20 protein-coding genes are annotated in these 21,816 nt (G+C 61.4%); 8 read left to right on the forward strand and 12 right to left on the reverse strand.

What is annotated here, in order from left to right; translation table 11 throughout:
• Positions 1-8 precede the first annotated feature (8 nt).
• Entirely contained in the window at positions 9-416 is a 408-nt protein-coding gene (locus NCT03_RS18790) for a cupin domain-containing protein (RefSeq protein WP_244829591.1), read from the forward strand.
• 400 nt (positions 417-816) lie between these two features.
• On the opposite strand, the gene oxlT is transcribed toward NCT03_RS18790, so the two are convergent.
• The 7 genes from oxlT to NCT03_RS18825 form a co-directional block, all read right to left on the reverse strand.
• Entirely contained in the window at positions 817-2,130 is a 1,314-nt protein-coding gene (gene oxlT, locus NCT03_RS18795; protein ID WP_250493449.1) for an oxalate/formate MFS antiporter, read from the reverse strand.
• Positions 2,131-2,453: 323 nt separating this feature from the next.
• On the reverse strand, positions 2,454-3,881 hold the full coding sequence (locus tag NCT03_RS18800; protein WP_250493450.1) for an OprD family outer membrane porin: 1,428 nt from the start codon (positions 3,879-3,881) through the stop codon (positions 2,454-2,456).
• 229 nt (positions 3,882-4,110) lie between these two features.
• Positions 4,111-5,103, reverse strand: a complete 993-nt coding sequence (gene oppF / locus NCT03_RS18805; protein WP_250493451.1) for a murein tripeptide/oligopeptide ABC transporter ATP binding protein OppF — start codon at positions 5,101-5,103, stop codon at positions 4,111-4,113.
• Entirely contained in the window at positions 5,096-6,094 is a 999-nt protein-coding gene (locus NCT03_RS18810) for an ABC transporter ATP-binding protein (protein ID WP_250493452.1), read from the reverse strand. Before NCT03_RS18810 ends, oppF begins: the two co-directional genes overlap by 8 nt.
• Positions 6,095-6,097: 3 nt before the next feature.
• Positions 6,098-6,988, reverse strand: a complete 891-nt coding sequence (locus NCT03_RS18815; RefSeq protein WP_250493453.1) for an ABC transporter permease subunit — start codon at positions 6,986-6,988, stop codon at positions 6,098-6,100.
• 10 nt (positions 6,989-6,998) lie between these two features.
• Complete coding sequence (oppB, locus tag NCT03_RS18820) at positions 6,999-7,919, reverse strand: oligopeptide ABC transporter permease OppB (RefSeq protein WP_244829572.1); 921 nt, start codon at positions 7,917-7,919, stop codon at positions 6,999-7,001.
• 7 nt (positions 7,920-7,926) lie between these two features.
• Positions 7,927-9,546 carry a peptide ABC transporter substrate-binding protein gene (locus NCT03_RS18825; protein WP_250493454.1) on the reverse strand — a complete coding sequence of 540 codons (1,620 nt, stop codon included), beginning with the start codon at positions 9,544-9,546 and terminating at the stop codon, positions 7,927-7,929.
• Positions 9,547-9,949: 403 nt separating this feature from the next.
• Here NCT03_RS18825 and NCT03_RS18830 point away from each other — a divergent pair, with 403 nt between their 5' ends.
• On the forward strand, positions 9,950-10,852 hold the full coding sequence (locus tag NCT03_RS18830) for a LysR substrate-binding domain-containing protein (RefSeq protein ID WP_250493455.1): 903 nt from the start codon (positions 9,950-9,952) through the stop codon (positions 10,850-10,852).
• 190 nt (positions 10,853-11,042) lie between these two features.
• Here the strand turns inward: NCT03_RS18830 and NCT03_RS18835 are convergent, their stop codons facing one another.
• Positions 11,043-11,513 carry a VOC family protein gene (locus NCT03_RS18835; protein ID WP_250493456.1) on the reverse strand — a complete coding sequence of 157 codons (471 nt, stop codon included), beginning with the start codon at positions 11,511-11,513 and terminating at the stop codon, positions 11,043-11,045.
• A gap of 166 nt (positions 11,514-11,679) precedes the next feature.
• On the opposite strand from NCT03_RS18835, the gene NCT03_RS18840 reads away from it, so the two are divergent.
• The 3 genes from NCT03_RS18840 (at position 11,680) to NCT03_RS18850 (ending at position 16,001) form a co-directional block, all read left to right on the forward strand.
• Positions 11,680-12,441, forward strand: coding sequence for an SDR family NAD(P)-dependent oxidoreductase (locus tag NCT03_RS18840; RefSeq protein ID WP_250493457.1), 762 nt, complete (start codon positions 11,680-11,682; stop codon positions 12,439-12,441).
• A gap of 90 nt (positions 12,442-12,531) precedes the next feature.
• Positions 12,532-14,265, forward strand: coding sequence for a gamma-glutamyltransferase (ggt, locus tag NCT03_RS18845; protein WP_250493458.1), 1,734 nt, complete (start codon positions 12,532-12,534; stop codon positions 14,263-14,265).
• A gap of 329 nt (positions 14,266-14,594) precedes the next feature.
• Positions 14,595-16,001: an NCS2 family permease gene (locus tag NCT03_RS18850; RefSeq protein ID WP_244829561.1), complete on the forward strand. Its 1,407-nt coding sequence runs from the start codon at positions 14,595-14,597 to the stop codon at positions 15,999-16,001.
• Between the two features lie 154 nt (positions 16,002-16,155).
• On the opposite strand, the gene NCT03_RS18855 is transcribed toward NCT03_RS18850, so the two are convergent.
• A complete protein-coding gene (locus tag NCT03_RS18855) occupies positions 16,156-16,308 on the reverse strand; it encodes a hypothetical protein (protein WP_244829554.1) in 153 nt (50 codons plus the stop codon).
• A 282-nt stretch (positions 16,309-16,590) separates the two neighbouring features.
• Here NCT03_RS18855 and NCT03_RS18860 point away from each other — a divergent pair, with 282 nt between their 5' ends.
• A complete protein-coding gene (locus tag NCT03_RS18860; protein WP_250493459.1) occupies positions 16,591-18,108 on the forward strand; it encodes an ATPase domain-containing protein in 1,518 nt (505 codons plus the stop codon).
• A gap of 4 nt (positions 18,109-18,112) precedes the next feature.
• Positions 18,113-19,792 (forward strand): response regulator, encoded by a 1,680-nt coding sequence (locus NCT03_RS18865; RefSeq protein ID WP_250467170.1) that lies wholly within the window; start codon positions 18,113-18,115, stop codon positions 19,790-19,792.
• A gap of 39 nt (positions 19,793-19,831) precedes the next feature.
• Here NCT03_RS18865 and NCT03_RS18870 read toward each other — a convergent pair whose 3' ends face one another.
• Positions 19,832-20,101, reverse strand: a complete 270-nt coding sequence (locus tag NCT03_RS18870; RefSeq protein WP_250493460.1) for a DUF1488 family protein — start codon at positions 20,099-20,101, stop codon at positions 19,832-19,834.
• The gene (locus NCT03_RS18875; protein WP_250493461.1) at positions 20,102-20,476 is read right to left on the reverse strand and encodes a hypothetical protein; all 375 of its coding nucleotides are present in this window, start codon (positions 20,474-20,476) and stop codon (positions 20,102-20,104) included.
• 453 nt (positions 20,477-20,929) lie between these two features.
• On the opposite strand from NCT03_RS18875, the gene NCT03_RS18880 reads away from it, so the two are divergent.
• A complete protein-coding gene (locus tag NCT03_RS18880; RefSeq protein WP_250467174.1) occupies positions 20,930-21,265 on the forward strand; it encodes a hypothetical protein in 336 nt (111 codons plus the stop codon).
• Between the two features lie 42 nt (positions 21,266-21,307).
• Here NCT03_RS18880 and NCT03_RS18885 read toward each other — a convergent pair whose 3' ends face one another.
• Positions 21,308-21,772 (reverse strand): RbsD/FucU family protein, encoded by a 465-nt coding sequence (locus NCT03_RS18885; protein ID WP_244829546.1) that lies wholly within the window; start codon positions 21,770-21,772, stop codon positions 21,308-21,310.
• Positions 21,773-21,816 lie beyond the last annotated feature (44 nt).

Raw genomic sequence — 21,816 nt, forward strand, 5'->3', positions numbered from 1 at the left:
TAAAAACCATGAACCTTCGCAAGATCATGATGTTGACGGCGGCGCTGGCGTTGAGCGCGTCCAGGGTGTTCGCGCACGATGCAGCCGCGGAAGTCGTCACGCCCGTGATGAAGCAGGCGATTCCCGAGATCGCGGGCAAGAACGTGCTGATGGCGACTGTCTCGTATAAGCCGGGGCAGGCATCCGAGGCGCATATGCACCCCGGCTCGATCTTCGCGTATGTGCTGGAAGGTCATGTCACGTCACAACTCGAAGGGTCCTCCGCGAAGACCTACGGGCCGGGCGAATCGTGGTACGAGCCGCCCGGCGCGCATCACCTCGTATCGAAGAATGCGAGCGCGACCAAGCCGGCGAAGCTGCTGGTCTTTGCGGTGGCAGGCGACGGCGATCCGGTCAAGCTGCCGATTCCGCATTGAGCGATGTCCTGGCGGTTAAGCGTGATTCATTCGGCATTCACGCTTTGTGACAAACGTGCCTAACCATTGAGCGACAATCGCGGCGCCACGTTTATTCCGTTTCGACATCATGAAGCAGGTTCGTACTTTTCTTGCCGCCGCCGCGGTTTTCGCAGTCTTATCCGCGCTTGGCGGATGCGGCATTCTGGGATGCGCCGGCTTCGCCACCAATGGCATTGGCTTCGGCATGTGCAACATGGGCATGCGGTTCTAGCGTCGGCGCGGGTGCGCCGACTTGGCGCTTCATTCGCTTCTTCGAGAGGCACCCGAAGCCGTCGCCGCCATGCTGATGCACCATGCGATAAAGCGCCAACGAGACGAGACGGGCGACGCCTAACGCCACCCGCCCGCGCCTTGCGCTCTACTCCTTCACCGGCGAATACCCCATCTCCAACCCCGCCGCGTGCGCATGCCTCTGCGAATGGGCATTGCGCATCGGCTTGAGTACGAACAGCGCGAGCAGCGCGGATATTGCCGCCATGCCCGCCGCCAGCATGAAGACCGCGTGCCAGCTTCCCGTCATCGATGTGATCACGCTCGAGAACGGCACCAGCAACGCAGCCGTTCCCTTCGCCGTGTACAGCAAGCCGGCATTGGTGGCCGCGAACTTCGGGCCGAAGGTATCGCCACATGTCGCGGGAAAGAGGCTGTAGATTTCCCCCCACGCGAAGAACACGATACCCGTCAGCACCACGAACGCCACCGGACTCTGCCCGTATCGCGATAACGCGACGATGCCCACCGCTTCGATCGCAAAGGCGATGAACATGGTGTTCTCGCGTCCGATACGGTCCGATACCCAACCGAAAAACGGTCGAGTCAAGCCATTGAGCACGCGGTCGATGGTCAGCGCAAAAGTCAGCGCCGGCAACGTCAGGCCGAGCAGCGACACCGGCGAATCGTGCAACCCGAAGTCCTTCGCGATTGGCCCGAGTTGCGCGGTTGCCATCAATCCGCCGGCGGCCATCATCACGAACATGATGTACATCACCCAGAAGATCGGCGAACTCAACACCTGCTTCGGGCTCGCGTTGTAGACGGCGCGCTTCAACTTGCTCTTGACCGCGGCGAGCATCTGCGCGGGCGGCGCGTAAAGCGCCATGCCGAGCAGGAACACCACGAGTCCCTGACCGAGTCCGAACCATAGGAACGTGGCTTCGTATCCGCTCGACTTGATCATGTGCGCAATCGGCACGACAGTCGCGGCCGACCCCATGCCGAAGCCCGCCGCCGTGATGCCCGCCGCGAGGCCGCGTCGCTCGGGGAACCACTTGAGCGCGTTACCGACGCATGTTCCATACACCGCGCCCGCGCCGATGCCGCCCACCGCCGCCGCGAAGTACAAGAGCGGCAGTGACGACGCCACCGAGTTGATCGCCCAGGCAATCGCGCACAGCAAGCCGCCGCACACGACGACAGGACGCGGACCGTATTTGTCGACGAGATACCCCTCCACGGGCACGAGCCACGTCTCGGTAACCACGAAGATAGTGAACGCGACCTGAATCGACGCGCGGCCCCAGTGATACTTCTCGTCGATCGGATTGACGAAGAGCGTCCACCCGTACTGCATGTTGGCGATCATCGCCATGCAAATCACGCCGAACACCAACTGCACCCACGGCGACGCCAGGCGCGACGTCTCCTTCTCGCGATCCATCCGGTCGGTTCCCATGCATGTCTCCTTGCCTTGTGTAATCGGACGCCGAGCGGCGCCTCCTGCGATGACGCTTCGACCGCCATCGCATATACACAGTATTTGATATATCAAGTAAGTCAAGCGAAAGAAACGGCGGGGTTTTCACTTAGGACAATGCATACCGTAAGCGCATGAAAGCTAACCGCCGCGCGTTGAACGAACGAAAAAAAGCCCGGCAGTCACGAGGCTGCCGGGCGATGGGCGTGGGCGAGACATGGCAATCCGCAACACGCACTCTCTTTATATATGAAAGCTATACGTAATGTAAAGAGAAGATTTTGTAGGATTCTCGCTTCGCGTCAGAACACGTTCACTGGGACGTTGACCATGAGTCGATACACGTCGCTCGTTCCGTCCGAATAGTATTGGCTGCCGTGATGGTGCATGTAGTAGAACTTGACCGACGTGTTCTTGAACTTGCCGTCCGGCACCGTATAGCTCGGTATCACGCCAATTTCATAGTGCGTGCCATGCACCGGCTGCCCGTCCTTCCAGTAAAGCCCGTGCTGGCTGCTATCCGGGTTGGCATATTGGTTGGCCATGGCTGTCGCATCCGCGTCCCAGCCATACGCGCCCCACAGCGTGAACTTCAGGCCGGGCACGCCGTACTCCTTCATGTTGAGCGAATACGACAGACTCACGGACTTTTCGTGCGGCGCGTTGTAGTCGACATCCAGCGAATTCGAGAGATAGTCGCCCGCGGATTGGCCCACGTAGTCGAAGAACTGATCGCTTGCAATCTGCTGAAATGCGAATTGAAGCGTATGCGCGCCGTGCGTGCCGGCAAGCGCCAGGCTGTACGCGTTGTTGTTGATCGAGCCTTGGCGCTTGTCGCCGATCGCGCCCGTGTAGTAGTAGTTCAGCGCGCCGGTCCAGCGCACGGTTTTCGGGTCGCCGATACTTTGCGTCGCCGAGAGGTAGTACTGCTGCCACACGTTGTTCGCGACGCTGCCGTAGAGCGTGACGGCGGTATCGTCGCCATGGGTCCAGTCGCCGCCGAAATACGTGAACTGCGACATGTGCGTTCCGCCGTACTCGGTGGTCAGGCTCGTAACGCTCGCCATGCCGCGCGCGATCACGCCATCCACGGTACCGGCCTTCAAGGTCAGGTTCTTGATCTCGTCGCTGGCAAGCGAGAAGCCGCGATATGTCGGCGGCAGCGCGCGATTGTCGTGCGGCACGAGGAACGGGTTATCGAAGAGTTGCTGGCCGTATTTGAACACGGTGTTCGAAACACGCGCCTTCACGTCCCACACGCCGGGATACGCCCACGCGAGTTGCGTGCGCCCCGCTTCGCCCGGCGCACCAATTCGCACGCGGTTGCCCGCGCCGCTGCCGCCGTTGAGCTTGAGCGCGCCGAACATCGTCAGATCGAAACCCAGACCGACGAGACCGCGCGTGTAACCCGATTCGAATACCGCTTGCTCGCCGAGCACCCACGCGTCCTTCCTCTCCGCGCCCTTCGCTTCGAAATGCTCGGTGTAAGAGCGCGTGAGCAAGTTCAGATGCGAGTCTTCGATCAGCCCTTTCGATTTCGCCTGATTGCTCACGGGCGCATCTGCCTCGGTATTGGGCGGCGATGAAGGCGGCGCCTCGGTGTGCCGCGACGGCGGGTCGGTATCGTCGGTCGGTGCCGGGGCTTGTTGCCCGTAGGACGCGACCGAAGCGGCCATGAAGCCGCTGAAAAGCAAAATAGAAAGCGCGAGGGAACGTTTTTGTTTTTTCATGAAAAGTATCTCCAACTACTGACTCAACCTGTTGATTGCTCCATCGAAATCCATGAAGGATTCCGAAACGAACGGATGCGAAAAGCCACGTCCGGCGATACAAACGGTCGGGACGAACGTGGCAAACGGCTAGGGCGAACAGAAGACGCGCCATGCTGCGCGCGAGCGAAATTGATAGTGCTTTAGGGCGAGTTTCCGGGTTCCTCTATTCGACGTGTTTAGATGTAAATCAAGCAAAGAAGCAGGCGGCGGAGGATCCCTCCGCCAACGCGCGCAACGTGGGCGTCTCCAGCGAACAACGCGACTCGGCCATGGGACAGCGCGTATGAAACACGCAGCCCGATGGCGGGTCGATCGGGCTCGGAATATCGCCGGAAAGAATCTGCACGACCTTGGCGCGCTCGACCGACGGGTCCGGCACCGGCACGGCCGAAAGCAGCGCGCGCGTGTACGGATGGCGCGGCGTTTCATAAAGTGCGTGTTTGTCGGCAAGCTCCATTACGCGGCCGAGGTACATCACCATCACGCGGTCGGAGATATGGCGCACCACGGCGAGATCGTGCGCGATGAAGATCAGCGAGAGCTTCATCTCCTTCTGAAGCGACTTCAGCAAATTGACGATTTGCGCCTGGATGGAGACATCGAGCGCGGACACCGGCTCGTCGCAGATCACGAGTTTCGGCTCGACGATCAGCGCGCGCGCAATGCCGATGCGCTGACACTGCCCGCCCGAAAACTCGTGCGGATAGCGGTTGATCATCTGTTCGCGCAGACCCACCTTCGACATCAACGCGCGCACCTTAACGTCGATCTCGTGCCGGCTCATGCCCGGCCGATGTTCGAGCAAAGGCTCCGCGATGATCTGCCCGACCGTCATGCGCGGATCGAGCGATGCCAGCGGGTCCTGAAAGATCATCTGCACGTCGCCGCGTACGCGATGCCATTCGCGCGTCGATGCTTCGCGCAATGGCGCGCCCATCCACACGATATCGCCAGCGGTCGCGGGAATGAGGTTGAGAATGGCGCGCGAGAGCGTGGACTTGCCGCAGCCCGATTCGCCGACCACGCCGAGCGTTTCGCCCGCCTTCAGATCGAAGCTCACGCCGTCGACGGCCTTGAGCGTGCGCGACGGCGCCCACGGCAAGCGCTTCTTCGACTTCACCTGAAAATGCACGCGGACATCGCGCACGGAAAGTATCGTCGGGGCCGATGCATCAGACATGGCTCGCCTCCTGATAGCGGGTGATCATGTCTTCGGCGGAACGATGGCAGGCGCGCAGCCAGTGCACGCCATCGACCGGCCGCAACGCGGGCACGTGCTGCACGCAGTCTTCGGCGGCATGCGCGCATCGTTCGTGAAACGGGCAGCCCGCGGGCGGATGCGCCATGTTCGGCGGATTGCCCGGAATGCCGGTCAGTTCGCCGCCGCTCTTGTCGAGACGCGGCAGCGCGCGCAAGAGCCCGATGGTGTACGGATGCGACGGCTTTGCGAACAGCGTGCTCGCATCGCACTGCTCCATCACGCGGCCGCCGTACATCACCATGACCTTTTCGCAGAGACCGGCCACCACGCCGAGGTCGTGCGTGATCAACACGATCGACGTGCCGAAGTCGCGCTGCAGATCGCGCAGCAATTGCAGCACTTGCGCCTGCACGGTGACGTCGAGCGCGGTGGTCGGTTCATCGGCGAAAAGCACTTCGGGCTCGCAGAGCAGCGCCATGGCGATCATCACGCGCTGACGCATGCCGCCCGACAACTCATGCGGATATTGTCCGATACGATGCGCCGCTTCCGGGATGCGTACCGCTTCGAGCATGCCGATGGCACGCTTTTTCGCCGCGCGGCGCGTCATGTTCTTGTGCAGTTCGAGCACTTCGGTCATCTGCCGTTCGATGCTCAGGTACGGATTGAGCGAACTCATCGGGTCCTGAAAGATCATCGAGAGACGGTTGCCGCGAATGCGGTTCAGCGCCTTGCCCGACAGCCCGAGCAAATTTTCCCCGCGATACAGCGCCTGCCCGCTTGCGCGTCCGTTCGATGCAAGCAGCCCAAGCATGGCGAGCACGCTCTGGCTCTTGCCCGAACCCGATTCGCCGACGATACCGAGCGTTTCGCCCGCTTCCAGCGTGAAGTTCACGCCGTTGACCGCGCGCACGGTGGCGTCGTTGGTCTTGAACTCGACCTGAAGATCGCTGACATGAAGTAGCGGCATGACTCACCTGTCCTTCGGATCGAGTGCGTCGCGCAAACCGTCGCCGACGAAGTTGATGCAATAGAGCGTGATCGAAAGCAGCGCCGCCGGACACAGCAAAATCCACGGCGAGGTTTCCATCACCCCTACGCCGTCCTGAATCAGCACGCCCCAGCTCGTCATCGGTTCCTGCACGCCGAGCCCGAGAAACGACAGCACGGATTCGGTGAGAATGACGCCGGGCACCGTGACGGTGGTATAGATCGCGACGATGCCGAGCAGATTCGGCACCACATGCCGCACGATGATGCGCGAGGTCGGCACGCCGATGGCGCGCGCCGCTTCCACGTATTCCTTCGAGCGAATAGCGAGCGTCTGGCCGCGTACCACGCGCGCCATGTCCATCCACGAGAACACGGTGATGGTGAGCACGACGAGATAGAACTCGCGGCCGAGCAGCGTGACCATGAGAATGGCGATCAGCAGGTACGGAATGGCGTACATCATGTCGACGAAACGCATCATCGCGTTATCGATCTTCCCGCCGATGAATCCCGCCAGCGCGCCCCACACGATGCCGAGCGTGACCGATGTCAACGTGGCGAGCGCGCCGATCACGAGCGACACGCGTCCGCCGATGAGACAGCGCACGAGCAGATCGCGCCCGGTTTCATCGGTGCCGAAGAGGTGCCAGTTTTCGAACGTGGGCGCGGCGCTCATGGCGTTCCAGTCGGCGGAATCGAACTGATTCGGCAAGAACCACGGTCCGACTATGCAGATAAGCGTGATGACCGCGAGCAACGCGAGACTGACCACCGCCGCCTTGTTGCGCACGAAGCGCGCGCGAGCGTCCTGCCAGGGGCTTCGGCCCGCGACGGCCTGTTCCAAGAGCGGCGCTAAAGATACGGATTTCATTGGGCGCCCTTTAGTAACGGATCTTCGGATCGAGCCACGCATAGGCGAGGTCGACCAGAAGGTTGAGCAGCACGGCCACCACCGTGACGAGCACGACGAGTCCCAGCACCAGTGTGTAATCGCGGTTGGCCGCGCCGTTCACGATCAGCTTGCCGATGCCCGGCAACGAGAACACGGACTCCGTCACGACCGCCGCCGTGATCGATGAAATCGCGAGCGGACCGAGCACCGAGACGACTGGAATGAGCGTGGGCTTCATCGCATGGCGAAGCACGATGGTGCGCATGGGCAAGCCCTTCGCGCGCGCGGTGCGGATGTACTGCGTGTTCATCACTTCGATGAGACTCGCACGCGTCACACGGCCCACGGTGGCGACGTTGATCATCACGAGCAGCGCGATGGGCAGCACCATGTAGCGCATCTGAAAGTCGTTCCAGCCGCCCGCGGGAAGCCATTTCAGCGCAATGGCGAACACGAGGATCAGTACCGGCCCGATCACGAACGAGGGAAACGCGTTGCCCGCGTTGCTCACGAACATGAGCGCGTAATCGATCATGCTGTTGCGCCGAAGCGCCGCCGCCACGCCGAAGGCGACGCCGATAATGATGGCGAGCAGCATCGACACGCCGCCGATGGAGAGCGACACCGGCAAGGCGCGCAGCACGAGTTCGTTCACGCTCCAGTCGGCATAGCGGAACGAGGCGCCCAGGTCGCCGTGCAACAAGCTGTCGAGATACAGCAGGTACTGCTTCCACAACGGCTCGCCGAGGTGATACTTCGCCTGCAGATTCGCGAGCACTTCGGCGGAAACCTTGCGCTCGCCGTCGAACGGACCACCGGGCGTGGCGTGCAGCAGCAAATAGCACACCGTGATCACGATGAGAAGCGTAGGCAGCGTGAGCAGCACGCGCCGCAATGTATAAGACCACATAGGTATCTCAGTGCTTGACGATGTAGAGGTCCTTGCTGCCGTAGTGATCCATCGGATTCTTGAGCGAATAGCCGCCTACGTAGCTCTTCACCAGTCGCGGCAGGCCGTATTGCAGGAGCGGCAGGAACGGATAATCCTCCATCACGAGTTTCGCCGCCTGCGTCTGCAACTGCGTGCGCTTCGCCTGATCGGTCGTCTCGCTGGCTTGCTGCGCGAGCGCGTCGGCCTTCGGATTGCAATTGAAGTTGTCGTTCTGCTCGGACTTGCACTGCACGAGCGTGAGGAACGTGGTGGCGTCGTTGTAGTCGGCGACCCAGCCATTGCGCGCGATCTGATAGTCGCCCTCGTGACGCTTCTTGACCAGAACCTTGAATTCCATCGATTCGATCTGCGTGTCGAGGCCGAGCTTGGTCTTCCATTCCGACGCCGCGAAAATCGCCATTTTCTTGTTGTAGTCGCTCGTGTTCATGGCGAAACGCAGCTTCGTGCCGGGTTTCACGCCGGCTTGTTCGAGCAGTTTCTTCGCTTCCTCGACGCGCTTGGACATCGGCCAGGCAGACCAGTCATATGCCGATACATCCGCGCCCTGCACGCCCTTGGGCATCAGCCCGTACATGGGCGTCTGGCCGTCGGCGGTCACGCGCTGCGCGAGCAGATCGCGGTCGATCACCATCGACAAGGCCTTGCGCACGCGCACGTCCTTCAGGAGCGGATCGCGATTGTTGAAGCTGTAATAGCGCGTGCCGAGGATCAGCGAATTGCGAATGTCGTTCGGAAACTGCTGGCGATACTTGGCAAACGTGCCAGTCGGAATCTGATAAGTCATGTCGTTATCGCCCGACTGGAAGAGCTTCACGTCCGTGTTTTCGTCCTCGACGGGCAGATAGGTCACTTGCGTCAGCTGCACATGTTCCTTGTCCCAGTAACTCGCGTTCTTTGTCAGCACGAGCTTGCTGTTGACCTGCCAGTCCTTCAACTGAAACGCGCCGTTGCTCACGAGCTTGCCCGGCTTGGTCCAGTCTTTCCCATATTTCTCGACGCCCGCGCGATACACCGGGGCAAAGTTCTGATTCGACATCAGTTCCGGGAGGAACGGCACGAGGCCGGCCGTCTTGACTTCGATCGTATAGGTGTCGATGGCGCGCACGCCGAGCGCGCTAGCCGGCTTCTTGCCCGCGACGATCTCGGCGCCATTCAGGAGAAACGGCCCGAACACGCTCGCATAAGAAGATGCCGTCTTCGGGTCGATGAAACGCTGCCAGCCGTACACGAAATCGTTTGCACTGACAGCCTCGCCATTGGACCAACGGGCGTTCTTGCGCAGATGGAAGAGCCAGGTTGTCGCGTCCTTCTGCTCCCACTTTTCGGCCACGCCCGGCACCACGGTGCCGTCCGCGTTGGCGGCGGTGAGGCTCTCGAACAGGTCGCGCGTGACGTTCGCCGCCACGACCGTTTCGACCAGCGCGGGGTCGAGCGTTTCGACTTCGGAGCCGTTATTGCGCACCAGTTCCTGCTTGGCGGCAAGCGTAACGCCCGACGGCACGATGGCAGCGTGCGCCGACATCGTGAAGGCCAGCGCCGCGAGCATCGCGAGAGTGTATTTGGGCGTAAGTGAGGTCGTGCGCATTGCGTTTTCCTTCTTGTCTCGTTGTCTTGGTTATCGTTGCTGTTGCGCCGGTCGTTTAGTTCGGCTGCACTAAACAATTGGCTCAACGAATCATCATGGCTAGATTCGTAGAGCCCAAAGCACTGCCCCCGCGCGCCGCGGCCAGCCTTTGGCTTACGCCGGGCCTTTCATCGCGCTTCTAGGTTGGCGGCGAGTATTTCGTATCAATAAGACGGATGCCACTCACATGTGGTTATAGTGACTAAATTTTTCGAATACTCGTGCGAATTGTTGGCAAAACACACACGGTCGGCATGCGTCAAAGCGCAGCGAAAAGGCAGTAAAGCATTGTTTCCTATAAGATCTGCGTCCTCGCAGTACCGAAACTGCACTACCAGAGCCGCTTGACAAAGCCGTCCCCAAAATGATTCGTTTTCGCCAGATCGAGGCATTCCGTAGCCTCATCATGACGGGCACCAGCGTCGGCGCCGCCCGCAAACTCCATGTGACGCAACCGGCCATCAGCCGCCTGATTGCCGATCTCGAAGCCGATCTCGGCTTCAGCCTCTTCAGCCGTATCGGCGGCCGTCTGAATCCGACCAACGCGGGCCTGCGCTTCTATAAGTCCGTCGAGGAAAACTTCCTGGGACTGGAGCGCCTGAAACAGGTCGCGCAGATGATCCGCGACGAAGCCTCGGACGGCCTGACCGTCGCCTGCATGCCGGTGTTGGCCACCACGTTGTTGCCGCCCGTGCTTGCCGACTTCACGGAGCGTCATCCGGGCGTGCCGATCAAGGTGGATTCGGTGAAGGTGCCCGAGGTGCTCGTCAGCCTGCAAAATCACACCGCCGATGTTGCCTTGAGTCAGGCATTTCCCGCGGTGGCAGGCATTGAAGTCGAGACCTTGCTGAAAGCGCGTGCGCTTTGCGCCATGCCCGCGTCGCACAGGCTCGCTGCGAAGAACATCATCCGTCCGGACGACTTGCGCGGCGAGAAGCTGATCGGCTGGCTGCCCAATGCGCGGCAGCCTTACGAGGCGGAGCAATCGCTCATTTCGGCGACCGAAGAAAGGCCGCGCTACACCGTGCTCACCGACACTGCCCACACGCGCTACGCGATGGTCGCGGGCGGTCTGGGCGTGTCGATCGTCGAGCCGTTCGCGGCCAAGGTCTGGCGCTCGCACGGCGTGGTCGTGCGGCCGTTCGAAACCGATATCGAATATGAATACGCGCTGTCTTATCCGGGCAGCGGCATTCGTTCGGATCTCGTCGCGTCGTTCAGGGAATCGGTGCGGCGCGTGGTCGAGACGTATTCGTTCGATGCGTAGCGGCTTCGTTCGAGCGTGGCGCGCGGTTCACCCGCGTTTCGATGCGTAGTGAATTCTTCGCGGCGCTCGCGCTGACAAGCGCGCTTCTTAGCTGGCGAATTCATCACGGCGCGTCGTTCCGACGGACGCGTGCTCCACGCGAGCCGACTCGTCGCGCGTATCGTAAGCGCGTCAGATGGGCGTTGAAGAATCACGCCCCGCCAAACAACGCCTCCGCCCTCCGCTGCATCTCCTCCGGCGACACATCTTCGCGGTGAGTCGCGATCCACCACACATGCCCATACGGATCGCGAATCTTGCCGCCGCGATCGCCATAGAACTGGTCTTCGACCGCGCGCAGAATGGTCGCGCCCTGGTCCACCGCGCGCTGGGCGACGGCATCGACGTCATCGACATAGAGATGCAGCATCACCGGGCTGCCGCCTACGGAGAGCGGGCCTTTCACATCCATCTCCGGAAATTCGTCGCACAGATAGACGACCTTGCCGCCGATAGACAACTCCGCATGCCCGATGCGCCCGCCCGGCTGTTCGAGCCGGTAGATCTCGGTAGCGCCGAACACCTTCGTATAGAACTCGATGGCCGTCACGCCGCCCGCCACCGCGATGTACGGGATCACGCCCTGACGGTCGGCGGGGATGGGATCGACTTGTGCGTTCATGTGCGTCTCCTGGTTTCACTTCGACGTGAGCAGATGAACATGTTGCCACTGTTTGCGGCCGGTTTGGGCGCGGCTTGCGCGCCGCCCGACGCCGCCCGCGAATGCTCCGTATACTCTTGGCTGGCGCAACCTGTCCCGTTCATAAAACAACCACACTGGAGCACTCATGCACGATCTGAAAGGCAAATCGATCCTCATCACCGGCGCGAGCACGGGTATCGGCGCGGCGGCGGCGCGTGCGTTCGGCCAATACGGCGCGAATGTCGCGGTGCACTACAACAGCTCGAAGGACCAAGCCGAGCAAGTCGCGAGCGACGTGCGCGCGCTGGGGGTCTCAGCCGTTACCGTGGGTGCGGACGTGCGCGATTCGAAGGCCATCGATGCCGCCGTCGCCGCGACGGTCGAAGCCTTCGGCAAGATCGACGTGCTCATCAACAACGCGGGAAGCCTCGTCAAGCGCGAGCCGATCGGCGACGTTACCGACGAACTCTTCGACGAAGTCATGCATATCAATGCGCGCTCGGTGGTTGCATTCACGCGCGCGGCGCTGCCCTCGCTGCGTTCGGGCGGCGGCGGTTCGATCATCAACGTGACGTCAGTCGCGGCGCGCAACGGCGGCGGTCCAGGCGCGCTGCTTTATGCGGCGTCGAAAGGCTTTGTCAGCACGATCACCAAGGGCATGGCCAAGGAACTGATGGGCGATCGCATCCGCGTGAACGCCGTCGCGCCCGGCGTGATCCAGACGCCGTTTCAGGAGCGCTTCACCTCGCCGGAACAGCTCGAATCCTTCCGCAAGTCAATTCCGATGGGCTTCATAGGCGAGCCGGACGACTGCAGCGGCGCGTTCCTCTATCTCGCCTCCGAGGCGATGTCGCGCTATGTGACTGGCCAGATCATCGACGTGAACGGCGGTCAGTTGATGCCTTGAGCGCATGATGCGGCGCGTGCCATTTCTTGGCGCGCCACGAACATGGTATAAGCGCTTACAACCCCGAAAAGCCTAAGGAGAACGCAGGAGATGCAGTCGAAAAGAGAACCGCGCTTTCGCACGCTCGCATTGAGCGCCATCGTTGCCTCGGCGCTTCTGGCGGCCGGTTTCGTCGAAACCACGCCCGCCGTTGCCAAGACCGCGGACACTCAGCCGCAAGTCCTCACCGCCTCGGCCGTGGCGGTTGCCGACAAGTTCGCCGCCGACACCGCCGAGCAAATCCTGAAGCAAGGCGGTAACGCGGTCGATGCAGCCGTCGCCATCGCCTTCACGCTCGCGGTGACTTATCCGGAAGCGGGCAATATCGGCGGCGGCGGATTCATGACGCTGTACGTGGATCATCGTCCGTACTTCCTCGACTATCGCGAACGCGCGCCGCTCACGGCCACACGCAACATGTATCTCGACGACAAGGGCGAGGTCATCAAGGGCATGAGCCTTTACGGACATCGCGCGGTCGGCGTGCCGGGCACGGTGGAAGGCATGTGGCAGGCGCAAAAGCGCTTCGGCAAGCTGAAGTGGAAGCAGGTGCTCGCGCCCGCCATCAAGTATGCGGAAAACGGCTTTCTCGTCGACGATCAACTGATTTCCCGGCGTGACGCCGCATCGAAGGATTTCGCCGGCAAGACGAATTTCGATCTCTACTTCGGCGGCATGAAGGCGGGTCAGGTATTCAAGCAGCCCGATCTCGCGGATACCTTGCAGCGCATCTCCGACAAGGGCGCCAAGGGCTTCTACGAAGGCAGAACGGCCGAGCTGATCGCCACTTCCATGGCGGGCCACGGCCTCATCACGTCGCGCGATCTGAAAGACTACAAGGCGGTCTGGAGGCAACCCATCGTCGCGAGCTGGAACGGCTATCGCGTGATCACCGCGCCGCCGCCGAGTTCGGGCGGTGTCGGCCTCGTGCAGTTACTCAAGATGAAGGCGGACCTGAAGGACAAGTTCGAAGGCGTGCCGCTGGATTCGGCGCAGTACATTCACCTCGTCGCGGAAATCGAGAAACGCGTCTTCGCCGATCGTGCGCAATATCTCGGCGATCCCGACTTCTACAAGGTGCCGGTCGCACAACTCACCGACGACGACTACATCCTGAAACGCGCACAGGAAGTGAATCCCGACAAGCCCTCGGATACGAAGAGCGTGCTGCCGGGCCTCGGTACATCGATGCCCGAGAAGGCGGAGACGACGCACTTTTCTGTCGTCGACAAATGGGGCAACGCGGTGTCGAACACCTACACCATCAACGGCTACTTCGGCTCGGGCGTGATCGCCGAAGGCACGGGCGTCGTGCTCAACGACGAGATGGACGACTTCGCTTCCAAGCCGGGCGTGCCGAACATGTTCGGCGTGGTCGGCAGCGACGCCAACGCCATCGAGCCGAAGAAGCGGCCGCTGTCTTCCATGACGCCGACCATCCTCACGCGTGACGACAAGGTCGCGATGGTGATCGGCACGCCGGGCGGCTCGCGCATTTTCACGTCGATCTTCCAGGTGCTCTCGAACGTCTACGACTTCAACTTGCCGCTACCTGAAGCCGTGGGCGCGACGCGTTTTCATCATCAGTTGCTGCCGCCGGACACGATCTACCAGGAGCCGTTCCATCAGCTCGATCCGGAAGTCGTGAAGCAGCTCGAAGACAAGGGCTATAAGTTCACGATGCAAGGCTTCAATGGCGACATTCAGGCTATCCGCATCAACGGCGACACGCCCGAGCCCATGTCCGACCCGCGCGGACGCGGTGTATCGCGAATCATGCAGTAATGGGTTTGTCAGGGCGTACGTGACGAAGCGTTCACCCCCGACGCCGGCCTAGGCATTTGCCCTAGTCCGGCGTTTATCGTTCTGGCGGGAAGCCCCAGCCAGCTTAGGACTCTCAGAAATATAAGAATGTTGGCATGAGCGGCATGTTTTCCACGGGATTGGACCTCGCGTTGCGTTCCCATAGTCTTTGTCCTGACCGAGTGCAGCCATCAGCGGCGAGCACGAGGCTACATCCAGAACTAAATACGAGACGACCCTGACGACGGACCGCAGTGCGCTTGATTGCGCGCACGGTCGACCGTTTCAGCGTGCTGATAAAGGAGCAGCTCATGTTGGAATCCCCCGCCCAGCAGCTTGGCGACATCGACATTTCCCCTATCGAACGAGAGGACACGGCACCGACCGCGAGCGGCGGCTTTCTTGACCGCTACTTCGGCATATCGCTCGCTGGCAGCACGGAAAAGACCGAAGTGGTCGCGGGCATCACGACCTTTCTCGCGATGGTCTACTCCGTGTTCGTCGTGCCGGGCATGCTCGGCAAGGCCGGTTTCGATACCAGCGCGGTGTTCGTCGCCGTGTGCCTCACGACCGCGTTCGGCTCGCTGCTGATGGGCGTATGGGCGCGTCTGCCTATCGCGATTGGTTGCGCCATCTCGCTAACCGCATTCACCGCGTTCGGTCTCGTGCTCGGCAAAGGCCTCTCGCCTGCCATCGCACTCGGCGCCGTGTTCCTGATGGGCGTCGTTTTCACCGCGATCTCCGTGACTGGCGTGCGCTCGTGGATCTTGCGCAATCTGCCGACGGGCGTCGCGCATGGCACGGGCATCGGCATCGGCTTGTTTCTGCTGCTGATCGCGTCCAACGACGTCGGCCTGATCGTTAAAAATCCCGCGCCGGGCATGCCGGTTTCGCTGGGCGCGATCCGCGCGTTTCCTGTGCTGATGTCGGTGCTCGGCCTGGCGGCGATTTTCGGGCTGGAACGCCGGCGCGTGCCGGGCGGCATTCTGCTCGTGGTGGTCGGCCTGTCGGCTATCGGCCTGATCTTCGATCCGTCCGTGCGCTTTCACGGCGTGTTCGCGCTGCCTTCGCTCGCGACGCCGGGACACGCGTCGCTCATCGGCGCGATGGACATCAAGGGCGCGCTCTCGATGGCCGTGCTGCCGAGCGTGCTCGCACTCGTGATGACCGCCGTGTTCGATGCCACCGGAACGATCCGCGCCGTCGCGGGCCAGGCGGGTCAGATCGACGCCAACGGGCGCATCGTCAACGGCGGACGCGCGCTGACGGCCGATTCGCTCAGCTCGATCTTCTCCGCATGCTTCGGTGGTGCACCGGCGGCGGCGTATATCGAATCGTCGGTGGGCGTGGCGGCGGGCGCAAAGACGGGGCTTGCGGCAACGGTCGTCGGCCTGCTCTTTCTCGCGGTGATGTTCCTTTCGCCGCTCGCCGGTCTCGTGCCCTCCTACGCGACGGCGCCCGCCTTGATGTACGTCGGCCTGCTCATGCTCGGCAACGTGAGCAAGCTGCACATGGACGATACCGTCGACTCCATGTCCGGGCTCGTATGCGCCGTGTTCATCGTGCTGTCGGCGAATATCGTCACCGGCATCATGCTTGGCTTCTGCACGCTGGTGATCGGGCGGATCGTGGCGGGCGAGTATCGCAAGCTGAACGTGGGGACGGTCGCGATCGCGATCGTGCTCGCGGTGTTCTATCTCGGCGGCTGGGCGATCTAGACGTCGCCATCCGATGCGACAACGGCGCGCTCTCCGTGAGGAGGCGCGCCGTTGTCGCTCTGGCGATGCGCTACGCGCTCGTAAAAGACAAACGCCCCGGGAGCCATTCGCTTCCGGGGCGTTGCTTTGAAACTCTGACCGGGTATTGTCCGACTTACTTGGTGCGGCGATACGATTCGACGAGCATCTCGCAGTTTTGCAGATGCAATTGCAGTGCGCGATTCCACTCGCGGCGCACCGTTGCCTTCGCCGAGCGCAGGAACGAACCGAACGAAACGAACAAAGATTGTTGAGCGGTGGTTTTCATGGCGTCTCTCAGGTAAAGAATCAGGGTAATTAGCTAGGGGATAACCCTAACTATACCCTTTTCATGCTGCATTGCAACCAAATCTTAAAAAGCGTCGCTCTGGTTTGGATTTTTGCAACAGGAATTTGCTGGATAGTAGGTAAATTTAACGAACGTCGCAGCGCCGGCGTGTACTGGCTCGCTTCTTGCAACCGCCACGCGAGGCGCGGGCGTTCTCCAATGTTTTCCGATTGCTCGCGCGAAAGGCCAGATAAAAGGCCAGACAACAGAAAGCGCGAGCACATGCCAGAAAAAACCACGCAAGCCCTGCCCGCCCGCATTCCAACGGGCATCGAGGGAGTCGACGACATTCTCGGCGGCGGATTGACGCCGCATCGCATGTATCTGATCGAAGGTGCGCCGGGTGCGGGCAAAACGACTCTCGCCTTGCAGTTCTTACTCAAGGGCGCGGAAGTCGGCGAGCCAGGTCTTTATGTGACGCTTTCGGAGACGAAGGAAGAACTCGTCGCCGTGGCCGAAAGCCATGGCTGGGACACGAACCGCTTCACCATCATCGAGCTTCTGTCGGACGAAGGGCTCGACCCGCGTTACGAGCAGACCGTTCTGCATCCCGCTGAAGTGGAACTGGGCGAAACCGTGCGCGATGTCATCGCGCAAGTGGATGAAGTGAAGCCCGCGCGACTCGTCTTCGACAGCTTGTCCGAGTTGCGCATGCTCTCGCAAAACCCGCTGCGTTATCGCAGACAGATTCTCGCGTTGAAGCGTTACTTCGCGACGCGCGCCTGCACCGTCATGCTGCTCGACGACAACACGTCCGAGCCCGGCGATCTGCAGTTGCACAGCATCGCGCACGGCGTGCTGTGCCTCGACAATCTCGTGCACGACTACGGCGGCGAGCGCCGGCGCCTGCGGATTGCGAAGATGCGCGGCATCAAGTTTCGCGAAGGTTTTCACGACATGAAGCTGAACACCGGCGGCATTGAAGTCTATCCGCGTCTGATCGCGTCTGAACATCACGCCGATTTCTCGGCAAAGCCGCTCAGCACCGGCACGGCCGGGCTGGATGCGCTTCTCGGCGGCGGCCTCGTGCCAGGCACCAATACGCTCATCGTCGGGCCGTCGGGCGTGGGCAAGACGACCACCGTGACCTCGTGTCTGCTCGCCGCGCTCGAACGCGGCGAGCCGTGTGTCTACTATCTCTTCGATGAAACGCGCACCACGCTTTTGCGGCGCTCGACGAGCCTCGGCATCGATCTGCGGCCGCATCTCGACAGCGGCTTGCTGAACTTGCGCCAGGTCGATCCCGCCGAAATATCGCCCGGAGAGTTTACGAGCAGCGTGCGACAGAGCGTCGAACAGGGCAACGCGCGCTACGTTGCCATCGACAGCCTGAACGCGTATCTGCAAGCGATGCCCGGCGAGCGCTACCTGCTCCTGCAAATGCACGAACTGCTCACCTATCTGAACCAGCGCGGCGTCATCACGATGCTGGTGCTGGGGCAGCATGGAATCATCGGCGAAATACAGAGCGACGTGGATATCAGTTATCTAAGCGACGTGGTCCTGCTGTTTCGCTACTTCGAGCGTCAAGGCGAAGTGCTGACGGCGCTGACCGCCGTGAAAAGCCGCGCGAGCGGCCATGAGCGCTCGATTCGTCAATTTCAGTTGGGCGCGGGCGGGCTGAACGTCGGCGAGGCATTGCGCGACTTCGAAGGCATTCTGAGCGGCCTGCCTTCGTACAAGGGCGGCACGGCCATGCTGGTTCCCGACACCAGTCACGCGGGCTCCTCGGGGAACTAGCGCCATGGAGTTTCGCGTTCTGATAGTGGCGCCATTCGGCCGCGATGCCGACGTAATCGCCGATGTCCTCGCATTCGATGACCGCGATTGCTTCGCGTGCGCCGATTCGGTTTGCCTCACCGCCGAACTCGACCGCGGCGCGGGCACTGCCATCGTCACCGAGGAATCGCTCAAGAGCGACAACGGCGAAGTGCTCGCTGCCTGGATCGACCGGCAACCGGCGTGGTCCGACTTTCCCATCATTCTGCTTTCAGGACGCGCAACCGAACGGCGCTCGGCCGCGAGTATCGACATGCTGGAGCGGCTTGGCAACGTGCTCGTCCTCGAACGTCCGCTGAATTCGGAGACCTTGCGCCGCGCGGTGATGTCGTCGCTGCGGGCGCGTGCGCGCCAGTACGATGCGCGCCGGCATCTCGCGGAGTCGGAGCAGCATCTGATCGCGCGCTCGAAGGCGCAGGAAGCGCTCGAACGGCTCAACGACTCGCTGGAAAGCCGTATCGCCGAGCGCACCCAGGAACTGGCATCGGCAAATAATCGCCTGATGCGCGAAATCCACGAGCGCGCCAAGGTGCAGGCCGTGCTCGTGCAGTCGCAAAAGATGGAGGCGCTCGGGCAATTGACGGGCGGCATCGCGCATGATTTCAACAATCTGCTGAATGTCATCATGGCGAACGCGGAATTGATCGCGCGAATCAGCAGCGACGAGCGCGTGCGCAAAATGGCCGCGACGACCAAGCGCGCCACCGAACGCGGCGCCAAGCTCACCGCGCAGTTGCTGACGTTTTCGCGCACCAGCAATCTCGATTTGAAAGCGGTCAACGTCGCGTCGCTTTTGCAAGGCATGCGCGACATCATCTCGATCTCGCTCGGCTCGTCGATCGCGTTCACCACGACCTCCGATTCCGAAGATCTCTGGACCCAGGCGGATGCCAATCAGCTGGAACTGGCCGTCCTCAATCTCACGATCAATGCGCGCGACGCCATGCCCGGCGGCGGGCGCCTCACGATCCACGCGGGCGAGCGCCCCGCGCCCGACGAAACCTTCACGGCTGGACGCTACGTGGTCATCCGTGTGAGCGATTCGGGCTCGGGCATCGAGCCAGGCGTGCTGTCGCGCGTGTTCGACCCGTTCTTCACGACCAAACCAGTCGGCAAAGGGACGGGGCTCGGCTTGAGCCAGGTCTACGGCATCGCGCGGCAGGCGGGCGGCGTGGCGCGTATCGAAAGCGAACCGGGCAAAGGGACGAGCGTCGAAATCTGGTTGCCGCTGGGCGCGAAGGATTTGCAGGAAGCCGACGTTGCGCTCAAACCCGAGGACAGCGCATCGGGCGCGAAGCGCATCCTCGTGGTCGAAGACGACGAAGACGTGCGCGAGATGCTCGTCGAATGTCTGCAGACGCTCGGCTATTCGGTGACGCACGCCTGCGACGGCCCCAACGGCCTCAAGCGCCTGCCACTGGACCATCCCGATCTGATGATGGTCGACTTCGCGATGCCCGGCATGAACGGCATGGAGGTGATCGCGAAAGCGCGTGAACTGCGTGCCGATCTGCCGGTGATCCTGGCAACGGGCTATGCGGACGTCGATGTATCGAAGATCAAGGAAAAGCGCTTCGCTGCGCTGCGCAAGCCGTTTCAGCTCGATGAACTCGCGCGCACGGTGCGTATTGCGCTGGACAACTGAAGCCGCCGCAACAACGTGACGGTTACACGGCGTTGAACGCTAATCGTGGATCGTATAACGATTCTGCGGGCCGCCCGTGTAGAGACCCTTCGCCAGTTCGAGAATGCGTTCGCGATTGCGGTCGAACGTGGCGAGCAGCGCCATCTCACCCGTGCCCATGCCGGGATTCAGCGCGGCAAGCGTCTTGTCCTCGACCAGAAAGCTGATCTCGCGCTTGCTGTCGTAACCCCAGAAGCACACGCCGTGTCTTGCGGCGTCGTAGCTGCGGCTGGGGTTCGGGAAGTTGAGGACTTCCGCGGGCTTTCCCATCTAGACACCCGGGCCCACGTAACGCCACTTGCTCGCGTTGACGTCGATAAGCGCGTCATTATCGCGGCGCTTTTTAGCGCGCTCGCTGTCCGCGTTGCTCAGCGCCGATGCACGCGACTTCTGCGCGATCGTATATTCGCTTTGCTTGACGGCCACGGCGGGATTGACTTTGGGTCTCGTTGTCATGCTGGTTCCAGTCCTGAAAGAGAAAACATCGGGACTCGGTGGTGGGCGTCTGACTTCCACTTCGATGGCGAAGTCAAAATAAAGCGTCGTCGCGCCATGCACCGAGGACAGCTTGAACGAATGTCGCGCTAAGGCTATTTCTTCTTCACGGATGCGCTGGCTTCCGCGCTTTTCTTGGGCGTGGCCCACGATACAGCCGCTGCCGGCGACTCTACTTTCTTCGGCTGTTTGGGCTTTTTAGCCTCTTTATTTCCGCGTACCTGACCTTTTGCCATGATCCTGCTCCCCGACTTGCACAGACGCGAAGGCGACTGCTGCGCCACATAGTGTGGGCGCTTTCGGAGGAACTGTCGCGATTTATTTTTTTACCGGCAGTTTTGAGAGAGTGGAAGCACGGCTCGAAGCCTTTTCGAAGCTTTTATAGCATGCCTTAATATCAAGCCGAAACAGCCTCATTCTGCTTGCTCCTTCCCGATACCGTTTGCTTTTCGCTCGCTTTGAGCGCATGGTGAGGCAGCATCACTACACGTTGAAACTGCCCTGATCCGCATTTGTCCAGTACTGGCGGCAGCGCTTATCGAGCAAGTTTTCTGACTGTCATTTCACGAGACACGTCGCACCAAGCCACGTGCATTTGACAACGTGTTCGCGTTTCATGGCGAGCAAACCTTCGACGAGTTGCCGGTCTCGAAAGAGCCGGTATCGGAAGAACTTCGCTGGCGGCGCGAAACCAGCCAAAGCCAGTTTTCCGACAACGAAGGTGAATCTATGTGGACCTGCATACGATGCAACGGCAGGATCTCGCGCGCCAAGGCCGAAGCTAGCGTCGACAGCTTCGGCTGCTATTTTATCTGCAAGGTATGCTCGCGCCGTAATACGCTCGTGGATGTCTCGCTTCCCGCCGGGCCGACCCTCCTTGCGCAGGCGCCCGACAGAAAGCCGCGCTGGGTTGCCCGGCCGGCTATTCTGTTTTCATGATCGCGGTCAGGCGCCGCAAACTAGTGTCAAGAAATCAGCGCGTCATTGCGCTGGCGTGTCGGGCGCGAGTTGCACGCCCTTCTTGAAGATGAAGCAGCCGTAGCCGCGCGCTTCGCTCGTCTGAATCACGCAATAAGCCTGTTTGGCGCGCTCGTAAAAAGCGAAGCGCTCGACGGGCGCGAGCGGAACGGCGCGGCCTTCGGCGTCGTCGACTTCGCGTTGTACTTCACGCTGTACGGCAGGCAGCGCATCCGGGTCGCCGACCACTTCCATGCGCTCGGCGGGATGATCGACGAACGTATCCAGCGGCAGCACAGACAACACGGCCCGCACCGCACGCGGCGCGTTAATGCCGTCGAGACGCAGCAATTGTCCGCGCACGGTCTGACGCGCGACGGAATCGCCGGGAAAGTTGGCGTCGCAGATGACGACTTCATCGCCGTGGCCCATCGCGCAGAGTGCGTGAAGGATGTCGGCGTTGAGCAAGGGATCGAGATTCTTCAGCATGTTCCTGTCGTTCTCCGTGGACATTGAAACCGGGTTTGCCGACG

Origin of the sequence: Caballeronia sp. GAWG1-1 (assembly GCF_023631465.1) — a bacterium.
Classification (GTDB): domain Bacteria; phylum Pseudomonadota; class Gammaproteobacteria; order Burkholderiales; family Burkholderiaceae; genus Caballeronia.